The organism is Parasphingorhabdus sp. (assembly GCF_965233695.1).
Classification (GTDB): Bacteria; Pseudomonadota; Alphaproteobacteria; order Sphingomonadales; family Sphingomonadaceae; genus Parasphingorhabdus.
The window spans coordinates 90,656-105,033 of sequence record NZ_OZ247497.1 but is presented as its reverse complement, the minus strand read 5'-3'; the positions used below and the strand labels follow the sequence as shown (position 1 = coordinate 105,033).

The window sequence follows — 14,378 nt, the reverse complement described above, 5'->3', positions numbered from 1 at the left end:
GTTTTTTAAGATGCGACGTTGAGCCGATGAAGGATAGAATGAAATGAAACCCGTAGAAAGCTACTCAGCCATCAACACGCGTCTGGACCGCCCGGTCCTGCAAGAAGGCGTGGCGAACAAAACCGACGCAAGTGCGGCCCGGACCAAAGAGGCTCCGACAATCAGCACCACGGCTTCCGTTCTGGCTACCGAGAAACCGCCGTTTGATGAGCAGAAAGTGACCGAGGTTCGGCAAAAACTCGCTGCTGGCGATTATCGTGTCGATACAGACGCACTGGCAAAGAAGATGCTCGATACCGGTGTATTCGGAGTGGATTCAAAGAAATGAACCAGATAGTCGATTCCTTTCGCCAGTCACAGGATGTGCTGTTCTCTGCTTTGGATGGGCATGATAGTGATGCGATTTTTAAAGCGAGCCAGAATCTTGGTAAAGTGGCCGCGCAATTGGGGGCAATCAATGCGGCAGAGCTTGAACCAAGTTTGCGCCCACTTTTGTCTGAAGCGGATGAACTGATGCAGGCATCGATCTACCGTTTGCGGTTCTTGCGAGACCATAGTTCGACACGTCTGCAATTGCTGGCCGGGTGGCGCGAAAGCCAGGCAAATACCTATTCCGGTGCTGCCAACGGCCGCTAGCGCGATAAAGCAATAAAGCACTGAATAACAAGCACTTATTGGGCATCTAATAAGTGCTTTTTTGTGTCTGCATCAGACGCCCCGCAGTGCCTGAATTATCATTATGCAATCGCCTGCCGTCATCTTTTGGCACGATCATTGCTTATCTCTTTGGCAGGAGATTTTGATACCAGCATGTCCAATTTTGCAATCACAGACGCTCTTCAGAGCCGGCATCTGCCGAGCGTTATTGCGCAATCGGCGCAGCGAACGGGTGTTGATTTTCAATATCTGATCGCGCAGGCGGAGCTTGAAAGCGGAATGCGGCCTGATGCAAAGGCGCAAACTTCATCCGCGACCGGGCTCTATCAGTTTATCGATCAAACCTGGCTGGGACTGGTCAGGGAAAAGGGCGATAAATACGGTCTTGGCTGGGCCCAGAGCGCGATTGCAAGACACGGCAATGGTCGCCTCACCGTTGCCGATAATGCCCAGAAAACCAGTATATTGGCGCTTAGAAACAATCCTGAGATTTCTGCCAATCTGGCAGGAGAATTCGCTCGCGATAACCGGGCTTATCTCGAACAGAAAACAGGGCGCCAGCCGGAATCCGTTGATTTGTATCTGGCCCATTTTCTCGGCCCCGCTGGTGCCGCCAAATTTCTGAATAGCATGGACGGCAATCCCGATGCACCCGCCGCGCCCAGTTTTCCGAAAGCCGCACGGGCCAATCGCAATATCTTTTTTAGTCGCGCCGGTCAGCCGCAGAGCTTTCAGGCAATAAGAGACGGTTTTGCGCAAAAGCTTTCTGATGCCGTTGAACGGGTGGGCAGCGGCAATGGTTTGCCGATCCACGGAAAAGATTTGCCGGCCACCGCCAATGCATCGGGAACCGTACAACCGGCAGACTATCTGCGGATCGCGCAGGCCCATGCCAATGACCAGAATATCACAAACGGATCGAAGCCATTTAGCGAGCAAGCCCGCGCTGCTTATCTGATGCTCGCCACACTGGGGATGTAACCAATAATGAACCGACAGTTTTTCTCACTCGACCAGATGGCCAATAACTTGAAGTCCGGGTTGCTGCCCATGGCAACCCTGTTGCTTGTCATTTTCATGGTTTTGCCGCTGCCGACAATTTTGCTCGATATCGGCTTCATTACCAATATCATGATTTCGCTGGCAATTTTGATGGTGGCGCTGAACGCGAGCAAACCGCTCGACTTTTCAAGCTTTCCGACTGTCCTGCTGTTTGCCACACTCATGCGCCTGGGGCTGAACGTAGCATCTACCCGCGTAGTGCTGGTCCAGGGACATGAAGGCGGCGATTCTGCTGGCCAGATTATCGAAGCTTTCGGCAGCCTGTTGCTCGGCGGTAATTATGTTGTTGGTATTTTCGTCTTTTCGATCCTGATGATCATCAACCTCATCGTCATCACCAAGGGTGCGGGCCGCGTATCCGAAGTATCCGCGCGTTTTACGCTGGATGCATTGCCGGGCAAGCAAATGGCTATCGATGCCGATTTGAACGCCGGATTAATTGCGCCGGAGGAGGCGAAGGAACGCCGCGTGGAAGTTGCCACCGAAGCTGATTTCTATGGATCAATGGATGGTGCATCGAAGTTTGTTAAAGGAGATGCCGTTGCCGGAATATTGATACTCGCGGTCAACATCATCGGCGGCATTGTTCTCGGCTCTACCGTTCATGGCCTGTCTTTTGCAGATGCGGCCAGCACCTATTCCATGCTCGCCATTGGCGACGCTTTGGTAGCGCAGGTGCCGGCGCTTATTCTGTCTATCGCTGCTGCGGCAATCGTGACGCGGGTGTCTTCCAGTAAAAATCTCCCTGACCAGATTACATCACAGTTCGGATCTGGTGCTGCCTGGGTGCCAGTGGCAATCATATTGACGATATTGGGAATTTTGCCGGGCATGCCTCATACCGTCGTGCTGTCCGCTGCTGCGGTCGCTGGCGGTATGGCCTTTTATCTGATCCGCAAACCGAAGCCGGCTGAAATAGTCGCGGATCCGGAGCCCGAAAAACAGCCAGAGCAAATTGACTGGGACGACGTTTCCGAAAAAGCCCGTCTGGGAATCGAAATCGGCTATGGTCTTGTTGCGATGGTCGAAGACCGCAAGGGCGCGCCATTGATGAAGCGGATCACCGGCATCCGGCGACAGATTTCCAAGGAACTGGGATTTGTTGTCCCGCTCGTGCGGATCAAAGATGATCTGGAACTGGAGCCTAACAGCTACCGTATCATGATGGGGGGCGTGGTTCTTGGTGAAGACACGGTATGGCCCAATGATTTTCTGGCCCTGGATGACGGTCATGTCGATACAAAAATAGAGGGTCGGCCCTGCAAAGACCCGACTTTTGGCATGGATGCTATCTGGATAGGGGCAGAAAAAAAGTCCCAGGCCGTGGCCGAAGGTTACACCGTTGTTGATGCGCCGACGGTAATTGCGACCCATCTCAACGATGTTGTACGCCGCAATGCCGCACAGCTATTCAGTATGGATGAAGCACAGAAGTTGCTCGACCTGTTGAAAGAAACATCGCCGCAACTGGTTGATAGTCTGACACCGCAGCCGCTTTCGCTATTTGCGATCACTGCCATTTGCCGTGAACTTCTGGCCGAAAAAGTCCCGGTGAAGGATTTCCAGAAAATCTGTCTGGCGATGATGGATGCCGCAAACAAACATAGCGAAACCGATCAGATGGTTGATGCCATCCGTCAGAATATCGGAAGCCTGATCATCCAGACGATGGTGCCAATGAACCTGCCGCTTCCGGTCGTGACATTAGACGCCGAGCTGGAAGGATTGCTGGTGAAGGCCCTTAAAGTTGGTGAAGAGGCCAGTTATCCGATTGAACCGCAATTGGCGCAGCAGCTGGTCGAAGCGGTCGATCAGACGGCACGGACGCTACCGCTGGAGGCGCGCAATATTGCCTTGATAACTTCTCCGATTGTCCGGCGGCCGCTGGGTTCCCTGCTCAAGAACAGGTTCCCGGACCTTACCGTGCTTTCCTATCAGGAACTGCCGGAAGACAAATCGATCGAGGTCCTGGCAAAAATCGGGGTTCCGCAAGCACAGCCGGAAACACCCCGGGTCGAAGCAAACCAGATATCATAATCGAGTGGATTGAACATATGTTGCAACCGAAAAACAAAGCGTCGCTGGCTTATGGTGCCATGCAGATCGATGAAGCCAGACTGATCCGTGAAAATCAGAGCCTGGTGAACAAGATCGCCTGGCAGATAAAATCATTCTCGCCCGATCAGATCGAGCTGGAAGACCTGATCCAGGTTGGTCTTGTGGCCATGGTTGAGGCCGCAGGTAAATATGAGGATCAGGGGCATAGTTTCAGCACTTATCTATATGTCCGGGTCCGCGGTGCAATGATTGACTATTTGCGGTCAACCTGCAGCCTGCGCCGAAGCTCTGTGGATTGGCACAAGAAACTGCGGCGGGTCAGCGAGCAGCTTGCCCAGCAAAACGGTTGTGAGCCGAACGAGGTTGAGCTTGCGCAGGCCATGGGAATGGATCAGGCCGAGTTTCGCAAAAATGCCGATCGTGCGATCGATATCCACGTGGATTCACTGGATGAGGTCTATTCCGATTCCAGCAGCTGGTTCACCAATGACGAAGATGATCAGCACCAGATGCTCGAAAAGAGCCAGATGGTTGATCTTCTCTCGGCCAATTTGAAAAAGCTGAACGAACGCGAGCAAATGGTGCTAAACTGTTATTTCATCGAGGAGATGCAGCTGGATGAAATCGGTGCGACGCTGGATGTTTCATCGGTCCGGGTCTGCCAGATCAAAAAGCGTGCGCTGGAAAAACTGCAAGCTGCCATGACGTCCGACTAAAATCCTGCCTGTTTCTGGATGTTTGTCGTACCTTTCCATATAAACGAAAAAAGCCCCCTTCCGAGCGGGAGAGGGCTTTTTCCTTCACCAGGTTATTCGATATTACCGGAGCAGGCTCAATACAGACTGCTGAGACTGGTTAGCCTGAGCGAGCATGGCAGAAGATGCCTGGCTCAGGATCTGGTTCTTGGCCAGTTCCGTGGTTTCAGCCGAGAAGTCTACATCCTGAATGCGTGACCGTGATTCGGTAATGTTGGAAACGCGATCAGACAGGTTGGATACGGTGGTCTGCAGACGGTTCTGCGAGGCACCCAAAGAAGCCTGAGCCGTGGTAACTGTATCCAGCGCAGTGTCGAGAGCTGTCAAAGCAGCGGTTGCGCCGGCTTCAGTGCTGATATCCAGGGCGTTAACAGCGAGAGCCGTTGCATCAACGTCGGTCAATGTAATGGCAACTGTCTGACTTGCGTCGCTACCGGTCTGAATGTTGATCGTGGCGTTTGTGCCGTCGAGCAATGCAACATCGTTGAAGGTTGTGCGTGATGCAACATCGCCGATTTGAGCGATAAGAGCGGTAACCTCGGTCTGAAGGTTGGTACGGTCGCCAGCAGAAAGGGTGCCGTTGGCAGATTGAACTGACAGTTCACGCATACGTTGCAGCATGCTCGTGATTTCGTTCATGCCACCCTCAGCGGTCTGAGCCAGCGAGATGCCATCGTTGGAGTTACGAATAGCCATGTTCAGGCCGCGAACTTCAGATGTCATCCGGGTTGCGATTGCATTACCGGCAGCATCGTCAGATGCAGAGTTGATACGACGACCGGTTGACAGACGTTCGATTGATTTGGCGAGGCCCATTTCAGCTTGGTTAGAAGCATAGCTGGTGCGCATCGCAGTTACGTTGGTTCCTATTACAGTCATGGTGACTTCCTTTTCACAATTTACTTAGTCGATTGATACTGTGGGGCACCTCGTCTCCTGAAGCGGCCTCAGAGGAGTTAACGGTGGACCCCGAATAAATTAATGAAAAATATTTGTCGGTTCTCCGACACTTGGCCTGAAAGACTGTCTGCTTTCCGACAATATTGTCGGATAACCGACGGTTTCAGAACAATATTTGCCCGATTTCAGCCATTCCCCAAAACTGGCACGCGGATTGCGAGGTGTCGGATGAGCACACAAAGGATCCCGTGCTCAGAGTAAAACGTGAGGGAATGAAATGATCAACAACACAATTAAATCTAGCCTGGTCTCTAGGTTTCCAGAACTTGTTGATCTGCTCGGGAGTGTTGAATCTTTCCACTCCGATCACGCATTGTCATCTGGTGCTACGCAACTACCCCACATTGATGGCGCAGCAAAAACAGGTGCTAATGGTGGTGCAAAAGATCCCGTCGTGGTTTTTCGCGATGGCCCATTCCGTTTCGTTCCGGCTACCCTCAGCCAGCCCCCACGCATTGAATTTGGTGAAGCAGACAGAGAATTTGGTTTGTCATGCATCATTGAATCCATGCGCGGGGGCAAAGGGCCTGCCTTTGCGGATCCCAAATCTATTGCCTTGTATAAATATGCCGCCCGCGTAGCGCAGAGCGATGCCAATGTCATGATTACCGGTGAGACCGGTACCGGCAAGGAAGGCGTTGCCCGCTACATTCACGAGCACAGCACCCGCGCCGACAAACAATTAGTCACCGTCAATTGTGCCGCGATTACCGAAACCATGATCGAGTCCATTTTGTTCGGCCACAAGAAAGGTGCCTTCACCGGTGCCTATGCCAGTGCCATTGGCCTGTTCAAGGAAGCCGATGGCGGCACGATTTTTCTCGACGAGATTACCGAGATGCCATTAGAGAGCCAGTCCAAGCTCTTGCGCGTCCTGCAGGAAGGCGAAATCCTTCCGGTTGGTTCAACCCGTCACGAAAAGATTGATGTGCGGATCATTTGTGCCGCCAACCGCGATTTCGTTGAAGAAGTTAAAGCAGGAAAGTTCCGTGAAGATCTTTACTGGCGTTTGAATGTTATGCCGGTCGAATTGGAGCCACTGGCTGCGCGTCCAGCCGATATTGTTGCGATTTCCGCCTTTATGATGATGGACTTCCAGAAAGGTCGGGACAATTTTGTAGCGCTGTCCCCGTGCTGCATTGATCGGCTCAAAGCCCATCATTGGCCCGGCAATGTAAGGGAGCTTGCAAATGTATTGCAACGTGCGCTGGTCATGTGCGACGGCGACCGTATTGCAGCCAAGGATCTGATGTTCTCTGGCGAAAGTTTCTCGGCGCAACCCAAGCAGGACGCGGTCCAGCCCGGCAGTTCTGCCCGATTTGTTCGCGGCCGCGATCTGCACTCGATTTCCAAAAGCGTCGAATATGAGGCGATTAACAAGACCCTCGAACAAACCAACGGCAACCGCCGCGCAGCTGCCAAAGAACTCGGCATCTCGGAGCGGACCCTGCGCTATCGGATGGCCGATATGCGTGCGCTGGCCGCGTGAACAGGAGTTAGACCATGTCTTCTGTCAACATGAATAGCCTGATGGCAGCCCGCAATGCGATATTGAATCGTAACAATGCGCTGCAGGATATTGCCAACAAGACGTCCAATCTGTCTGGCCCCGGTCAGGTAAAGGAAACCGGCACAGTATCAAAGCCCGGCGGATTTGCCGCGCAGCTGACTGATGCGATCCAGGACGTCAACAGGTTGCAGGCCGATGCGAAGCAGGCAACCACCGCCTATCAGATGGGCGAAACCAACGATGTCGCAGCGGTGATGCTGGCGAAGCACAAGGCTTCGCTGGGTTTTGAGTCGACCCTGCAAGTCCGAAACAAGCTTTTGTCTGCGTATAAAGACATCATGAACATGTCGGTATAATAGATGGCTGATCAAACATCCCTTAACCAGAATCTGGCGCCTGTACCACCATCAGGCGGACAGCCGTTTGGAGCCAGCACCGGCGGTGTATTGGCTCCTGTTCAGGATTTTATGCGCCAACCGGCTATCGCACGGGCAATGCCGCTGATCATATTGTCAGCGGTTCTGGTGGCTGCCCTTTCTGCCTGGCTGATTGTGCGAGAGCCGCCGCAACGCGATTTGTTCCGCGGATTGCCTGACAATGACAAAGCTGCGGTCATGCAAGCGCTGCAAAGCGCCAACATCCCTTACCAGGTTGATGACGTCTCCGGCACGTTGACGGTTAGTAATGCCGACTATCATACAGCCAAGATCGAACTGGCCGGTCAGGGTTTGCCGCGCACGGCGCCGAGCGGGGACACAATTATGTCGAGCATGCCGATGGGTGCCAGCCGTGCCGTCGAATCCGAAAAATTACGGACCGCCAGAGAAATGGATCTGGCACGTTCCATAGAAGCATTGGACAATGTCATTTCGGCACGGGTGCATCTGGCTGTCGAGCGGCCAAGCATCTTCTTGCGTGAACGCAATGAACCCGGGGCTTCGGTCATTCTGCAGCTGGCCGGCGCCAGCACGCTCGATGAAAAGCAAACCAAGGCAATTTTGAATCTCGTGGCAAGCTCGGTACCGGGTCTTTCCGCGGCCAATGTATCCGTGATCGATCAAAATGGTCGCTTGCTGTCGGGCCGCGAGGGCCCCGAAGCCGATGAAAATGACACCCAGTTAAAAATCAAGGCAGCGATCGAAGATCGTTATCGCCAGTCGCTGGCTAGCCTTTTGACGCCGATAGTAGGCCCTGGAAATTTTGTTGCCGAAGTGACCGCAGATGTGAACTTCGACCAGAAACAGGCCACGAGTGAAATCTATCCAACCGATGGTTCGGTCTTGCGATCAGAAGAAGGCATGCGTTCAGAAGAACCGCTGGGGGCTGCCCAAGCCGGCGGTATTCCTGGCGCTCTCGCCAATCGTCCACCCGATCCGGCCGAATTGGGCGATCAACCCGAAGGCGTGGACGAAGAAGGTGCTGAACAAAATCAGCCGCTTAGAACCAGCGAAGAATATAAACGTAATTTCGAGCTGGCTCGGGAAATTGCGGTAACCAGTCAGGCCACCGGTCAGGTGTCGCGTCTTTCGGTCGCCGTCGCGATTGATGACAAGGCACTCAAAGATACCAAGTCACCCAAGGAAATTCAGGAAATCGAAAAACTGGTGAAGGGTACTGTCGGCTTTAATGCTGAACGTGGTGACCAGATTGCAGTTTCTGCGCGCCAGTTTCAGCCTGTTACTGAAAATGTAGCCGAAGAAACTTGGTATGAATCGCCCTGGTTCGGGATTGTCAGCCGAAACGTAACGGCGCTTATTGTTTCCTTGTTGATCATTTTCCTCATCGGCCGGCCAATTCTGAAAAAATGGCTCGATGCAGAAAAGAACCGCAAAGCTGAAATGGCAGCTGGCGCAAATGTTCCTGCCGATCTGATGATCCAGAACCGTTCTTTGCCGAATGGAGCTGCAACAACGGGCAGTAGCGGAGCCGCAGGTAACGACGCCGCGCTCGCCAACGGCGGGCCAGTAACTATCGACATGATACAGGCAGCCACCAGCTATCAGGAACGGGCCCTGCTGACCCAGAGTTTTGTTCGGCAAAACCCTGATCATGCCGCGCTCGTTGTCAAAGAACTTTTGAAAGAAACAGACGAGTTGGAGGACGCTGATGGCTGATGCAGCACCCAAAGACGATAATGCTACCGGACCGGATGGCCAGCAGCTGGAACTGATTACCGGTCGTCAGACCGCGGCGATTTTGATGCTGTTATTTGATGACGAAGAGGCTGCCAGAATTCTCGAACGGCTTGAACCGGAAGAAGCAGAATTGCTTGGCGAGGCCATGTTCAGCGTTGCCGATGTCGATGCGATACAGATTGACGGTTCGCTCGACAAGTTTTTGCAATTGACCCGAAACCAGACGATGCTGGCCTATAAGGCAGACGAAAAAGTCAGTCGGGTTTTCCGTCAAGCACTGGGTACATCCCGTGCCGAAACAATGATGAACCGCTTTGCGCCGAAACGGCCAAGCAACATCGCAGAGATTCTGAAATGGGTGCCGATAAAGGACCTTGCTGAACTGGTAGAGAATGAACCACCACAAATCGCGGCTGTCCTGATCTCATTCATGACGCCGGAGGCTGCCGCCGAGATGTTGCAGCTGGTGTCGCCGGAGTTGATGGAAGAACTGGTATATCGCGTGGCAACATTGGGACCGGTCAGTGCACATGCCTTGGCACAGATACACGGCCTTCTTGAAAACGCGGCGCCTGCGGCAGAAGAATTGGCACCACCGATGGAAGTCGGCGGCGTTATGGACAGCGCGACCATCGTCAACAATCTCCCCAAGAAACTGGGGCAGGCTGTGTTGAAAGGCGTCAATCGCCGCGACAAGAAAATTGCGAAACAGATTGAAGACGAGATGTTCGTATTTGCGGATCTTATCAATCTGTCGAAAAAGGATATCGGTACCGTCGCCCGCAAGGTGGATTCGAGCATATTGGTTCCGGCATTGCGCGGTGCTTCCAGCGAGCTCAAGGCGAAAATATTCGAGTCTATGTCGCAGCGCGCAGCCGAGACAATTCAGGACGAGATGGACGAAGCACCGCCATTGCCGATGGAAGCGGTGGTCGATGCCCAGCGCGGTGTCATCGCGGTTGCCAAGCTGATGCTCGACAATGGTGAAATCAGCATGGGCGGCGGTGGTGCTGATTATGTCTGATTTGCATTCAGAGCGGAATCTGCATGGCGATGATGTAGCGCCGCTCTGGCGCATGCCGGCGGACCAGATGAAATTTTCGGCATGGTCGGGCAACAGCGGACCGGACGCCAAATCATCTACGGGCGGCCGGTTTCAAAGCTTTGCCGGATCGGAAGCAAGAGCCAATCCTGATTCTGCAGGTGCTGAGGAAGATATATTCGAAGCTGCATATCGCAAGGGTTGGGAAGACGGCCAAGCGGCTATGGCGTCCGAACAGGCCGCTGATAATCAATCGGCTGCCAATCTGGCAGATGCGATTCTTTATCTGAACGATCTATATTCTACTGGCAGTTTTGCCCTGATCCTCAATGCAATTGAGTCCCTGTTCCGGCGTTGTTCTGAACTGGCCGTGCCAGACCAGGTTTTACTGCAAGCCTGGGCAACACAGTTGGCTGACAGGATTGATCAAGACCAGAAGGGGGCGACTTTGATGCTGCATCCCGATGATCTGGCTTTGATGGATCAGGATCTGTGCAAGCTTCCCATGCGCGCTGATCCTTCGCTGTTGCGCGGAAATGTCAAACTCAGTCATGCAGGTGGCTGGATTGAGAAAGGCTCGGAAGTCGTTCTCGACGAACTCCGCGCGCTGATTGATGAATTTAGCCAGCAACAGCCGGAATCCGGCAATGACTGAAGCGGCACCTCCGTTCGTCAGCGATCACAATAGTGGCAAGGGAATTCGAGGCCTGCTGGCACGCATTGAGCATATTAGCAACGAGCCCCGTTATATCGGGAAATTATCGGCGCATGATAATGGCATGCTGGAAGTTACCGGCTTTGCTTATCCACTCGGATATTCGGGGCGCGTAAAGGCAACCGATGGCCGGGAAATCAGCGCAGAGGTAGTCGGTTTCAAGGGATCACGGGCGCTTATGATTCCTATGGTCCAGGACGCCCCATTGCGCAGTGGCAGCCGCGTGATGCCCTATGTGAAATCGAACGAAGCTGCGGTGGGCGATGCCCTTTTTGGCCGGATTATCGGGCCGATGGGGGAGCCGATTGACGGCAAAGGACCGATATTGGCGACGGAGAGCGTTCCCTTGTCAGGAATAGACGGTAACGTCATGCGCCGCGCCAGCGTCACGAAACCGATCGATATGGGGATAAGGGCGCTCAACGGATTATTGACCTTTGGTCGGGGACAGCGTGTAGCCGTTATCGCCGGGTCGGGTGTTGGTAAATCCATGTTGATCAATCAGATATTGGACGGCGTGGTCGCCGATGTCGTGGTCGTTGGACTGATCGGCGAACGCGGCCGCGAAGTGAATGACTTTGTCAACCGCCGCAACGAGAAAAAGGATGCCGTACCGACCATCACCGTTGCCGTGCCCGCCGATCATTCGCCATCATCCCGGTTGAAGGCTGCCCATAGGGCCACAGCGATTGCGGAACATTTTCGTTCCGAAGGCAAATCCGTTGTATTGGTGATCGACAGCCTGACCCGGGTGGCGCACGCGCAGCGTGAAATCGGTTTGGCGGCGGGCGAACCGCCGACCATGAAGGGATATCCTCCCTCGGCCCTTTCGATGATCCCGCGATTGATCGAAAGAGCAGGAAATGACAGCCAAACGGGCGGTTCGATAACAGCCATCTATACTGTTCTGGCAGACGGTGATGATCTTGATGATCCGGTTGTTGACAATGCCCGCGCGATTGCGGACGGGCATATCATATTGTCACGCTCTTTGGCGGAGCAGGGGATTTTTCCTGCAATTGATATCGGCAAGTCGATCAGCCGCGTCGCGGTCGATATAATCGATGATGCCCATCACGCAGCACAAACCCATTTCCGTCGGCTCTGGTCCATTTACGAAGAGAATAGAGATCTGGTCCTGATGGGCGCTTATCAGGCGGGAAGCGATCCCAATATTGATGAGGCGCTCGCCCATTGGCCGATCATGGTGGACTATATCAAGCAAAAGCCCCGCGAACTGGTCAATTTTCAACAAAGTGTCAGTGATCTATCCGGCCTGTTTCCGTCATGAAACGCAAAGTGAAGGGGTTGCAGCGCATCCTCAAGGTACGCGACACACAAAGAAAGCTGAAGGAAAGCGCCTTGGCAAAGGCTGGCAACCATTGTGCAACGCTGCAGCATAATGCCGACAGGATCAGGGTTCTTCAAACCGACATTTTGTCGGACGTGGAAGCCATCGGTGCGGATATGCTGTCGGCGCGAATGGAGCTTTCGGGGCGACTGGTCGATGCGGAGCGCTCAATAGAAGCCTCCATGGAAACGGCAAGGCAAGAATTTGCCGACGCAGAGCGGCAAAACCTTGCCGCCCGGACGAGCTATGAGAGCACCGAAAAGCTGTTGCAGTCCAATCTTCGCAAAGTGCGAAAATCAGAAAATTTTAAAACCGATATTAGGCATAACATATTGTATAATATTGGTAATAATAGAAAGAAGGGTGATCGCGATGATGCATAAAATAATGGCAGAAGCGTCTCGTTCCATAATTGGCATGCTTTCTGCAAAGCCTGATCCTATGGAAACACGTACCGCATATAACCAGTTCAGCGTTCTTCTCAATCCGGGCGACGACCGAGCACGTCCGGCGCTTGATAGTGGCACTACCGATCTGGCAGACGATAATCGTGGTGAGCAGCCATTGGACCCGTTCATGGACGATGAAGCGGCTCCCGTACCCTCGGCGAGCAATTCCGATATTGCGAAAACTGTCGCCAAAAAGGTTTTTCCTCATCACAGCGCCGGCGACATATCGCAGTCTTCTGACATATCGCAGTCCTCCACTTCTGTTTCGGACACAGACCGTTTCATCTCTCAACTATTGCCTGCCGCCCATCGTCCGGTCGGCAATCAGTCCACTGTACCGGCTGACCAAAAGTCGACCATGGCTGCGAATGCCCCATTGGAGGCAAATCCTTCGACGCTTGGAAATTATCAATCAGGCCTTAGCGTAGACCAGTCCGCTCCCGCTGGTGAAACTGTAGCGCCCGTCCAGGTCTCGCTGCCTTCTCAATTGCCTGCAGCGGATCGCCAATCGGATGAACCCAAGAAGACATTGGGGGAAGTTGCCAAAGTCGCCTCAATACCTTTGATCTTTGTTGATGGTCCGATGGCCGATAATCGTCAGGTGAACCCGGAAGTTGGTGATCTGAAGCAATCTGCTGCTAGCAACGCCGCTGCTACAAAAACACAATCGTCGCCGGAGCTTGCGCAACAGCCCGTTTCGGAAAAAGTGACGCAGACGCCGGTTGAAAACAAGCTGCCAATCGAGAGCAAATCACCGGCCGCATTTAAACCTGCGCTTGAAAGCGCACCGTCGGCAGAAATCAAAAATGTCGAAACTATCCCGGTTACGAAGACCGGACTGTCCGATGCCATGGCGCTGGCAAATAGCGGCATCGATAAACCTATGGCAACCAAGCCGCTGTCGGCTCCGCCGGAAGCCGTGAAATCACAGGATTTGGATTCAGAACGGACAATATCGGATCTGCTGAATCTTCGCTCGGCCAACAAGCACAAAGCAGATGCTTTGCCACAGCGTATATATTCAGAAAACGGTGATGTTGCACCATCGGTTTCAGGAGAGAAACCGATCAGGATAGAGAACAAGCCTTCATTTGCGGAAATGGAAAGTCGATCAGGCGCAGCCGCATTGAATAGCGATGTTGAATTGGTGGCACCTGTCTCATCCAGTCCGGTTACCGGAAGCCAGAATTCAACTCAAAGAACAGTCGTTTTTGAATGGAATGCTCCCCAATTTGCCGAGCGTTTTGCTTCCGAAATCCGCGATCTTACGATCAGCGGTGATCTGAAGAAGTTCGAAATTAATCCAAGGAATATGGGACGTCTGGAAGTGTCCCTCATAACGCGGGGCCAGATGGAGATTATCCAGATAGAAGCCGAAAGCAATGCCGTTCGGGATGTGATCGCGCAAAATAGCCAGGCCATTCAGGAGATGCTGAAAGGGCAGGGACGTTCCGACCTGCAGCTTCGCATTGATGTCAGAGAAAACGCGGCTTTCGCATCCCCCAATGACAGCATGAATTTCGGGCAACAGGACAGTCCGGCCGCACAAGAGGACCGCCCTCGGCAATCTCACAGTCAGGGCCCAGCGTCAGCATCGGTAAGCGAGACCGGACCACAGATAGACAGCGATAACAGCCGCTACGCCTGAAAATAGATTCAACAATCAAAACCAATAGAAATTTTA

The 14,378-nt window shown here is 53.2% G+C and carries 14 protein-coding genes; 13 read left to right on the top strand and 1 reads right to left on the bottom strand.

Going from position 1 to position 14,378, the window contains the following annotated elements:
• Positions 1-43: 43 nt before the first annotated feature.
• The 5 genes from flgM (at position 44) to ACO6S1_RS00425 (ending at position 4,493) form a co-directional block, all read left to right on the top strand.
• Entirely contained in the window at positions 44-328 is a 285-nt protein-coding gene (gene flgM / locus ACO6S1_RS00445; RefSeq protein WP_422344405.1) for a flagellar biosynthesis anti-sigma factor FlgM, read from the top strand.
• Positions 325-636: a hypothetical protein gene (locus ACO6S1_RS00440; RefSeq protein ID WP_422344404.1), complete on the top strand. Its 312-nt coding sequence runs from the start codon at positions 325-327 to the stop codon at positions 634-636. Before flgM ends, ACO6S1_RS00440 begins: the two co-directional genes overlap by 4 nt.
• Positions 637-810: 174 nt before the next feature.
• Positions 811-1,638, top strand: coding sequence for a transglycosylase SLT domain-containing protein (locus tag ACO6S1_RS00435; protein ID WP_422344403.1), 828 nt, complete (start codon positions 811-813; stop codon positions 1,636-1,638).
• 6 nt (positions 1,639-1,644) lie between these two features.
• On the top strand, positions 1,645-3,756 hold the full coding sequence (gene flhA / locus ACO6S1_RS00430; protein ID WP_422344402.1) for a flagellar biosynthesis protein FlhA: 2,112 nt from the start codon (positions 1,645-1,647) through the stop codon (positions 3,754-3,756).
• Positions 3,757-3,773: 17 nt separating this feature from the next.
• The gene (locus ACO6S1_RS00425) at positions 3,774-4,493 is read left to right on the top strand and encodes a sigma-70 family RNA polymerase sigma factor (RefSeq protein ID WP_422344401.1); all 720 of its coding nucleotides are present in this window, start codon (positions 3,774-3,776) and stop codon (positions 4,491-4,493) included.
• 102 nt (positions 4,494-4,595) lie between these two features.
• On the opposite strand, the gene ACO6S1_RS00420 is transcribed toward ACO6S1_RS00425, so the two are convergent.
• Positions 4,596-5,411, bottom strand: a complete 816-nt coding sequence (locus ACO6S1_RS00420; protein WP_422344400.1) for a flagellin — start codon at positions 5,409-5,411, stop codon at positions 4,596-4,598.
• A 298-nt stretch (positions 5,412-5,709) separates the two neighbouring features.
• On the opposite strand from ACO6S1_RS00420, the gene ACO6S1_RS00415 reads away from it, so the two are divergent.
• Genes ACO6S1_RS00415 through ACO6S1_RS00380 form a run of 8 tightly spaced genes read left to right on the top strand, consistent with a single transcriptional unit; the run spans position 5,710 to position 14,342 of the window.
• Complete coding sequence (locus tag ACO6S1_RS00415) at positions 5,710-6,981, top strand: sigma-54 interaction domain-containing protein (protein WP_422344399.1); 1,272 nt, start codon at positions 5,710-5,712, stop codon at positions 6,979-6,981.
• 14 nt (positions 6,982-6,995) lie between these two features.
• The gene (gene fliE, locus ACO6S1_RS00410) at positions 6,996-7,358 is read left to right on the top strand and encodes a flagellar hook-basal body complex protein FliE (protein WP_422344398.1); all 363 of its coding nucleotides are present in this window, start codon (positions 6,996-6,998) and stop codon (positions 7,356-7,358) included.
• Positions 7,359-7,361: 3 nt separating this feature from the next.
• On the top strand, positions 7,362-9,116 hold the full coding sequence (gene fliF, locus ACO6S1_RS00405; RefSeq protein ID WP_422344397.1) for a flagellar basal-body MS-ring/collar protein FliF: 1,755 nt from the start codon (positions 7,362-7,364) through the stop codon (positions 9,114-9,116).
• Positions 9,109-10,161 carry a flagellar motor switch protein FliG gene (locus ACO6S1_RS00400; RefSeq protein WP_422344396.1) on the top strand — a complete coding sequence of 351 codons (1,053 nt, stop codon included), beginning with the start codon at positions 9,109-9,111 and terminating at the stop codon, positions 10,159-10,161. Before fliF ends, ACO6S1_RS00400 begins: the two co-directional genes overlap by 8 nt.
• Positions 10,154-10,834, top strand: coding sequence for a hypothetical protein (locus ACO6S1_RS00395; RefSeq protein WP_422344395.1), 681 nt, complete (start codon positions 10,154-10,156; stop codon positions 10,832-10,834). The genes ACO6S1_RS00400 and ACO6S1_RS00395 overlap by 8 nt, the downstream gene beginning before the upstream one ends.
• On the top strand, positions 10,827-12,185 hold the full coding sequence (locus ACO6S1_RS00390) for a FliI/YscN family ATPase (RefSeq protein WP_422344394.1): 1,359 nt from the start codon (positions 10,827-10,829) through the stop codon (positions 12,183-12,185). The genes ACO6S1_RS00395 and ACO6S1_RS00390 overlap by 8 nt, the downstream gene beginning before the upstream one ends.
• Positions 12,182-12,628, top strand: a complete 447-nt coding sequence (locus ACO6S1_RS00385; protein ID WP_422344393.1) for a hypothetical protein — start codon at positions 12,182-12,184, stop codon at positions 12,626-12,628. Before ACO6S1_RS00390 ends, ACO6S1_RS00385 begins: the two co-directional genes overlap by 4 nt.
• Positions 12,618-14,342: a flagellar hook-length control protein FliK gene (locus ACO6S1_RS00380; protein ID WP_422344392.1), complete on the top strand. Its 1,725-nt coding sequence runs from the start codon at positions 12,618-12,620 to the stop codon at positions 14,340-14,342. The genes ACO6S1_RS00385 and ACO6S1_RS00380 overlap by 11 nt, the downstream gene beginning before the upstream one ends.
• Positions 14,343-14,378: the final 36 nt, after the last annotated feature.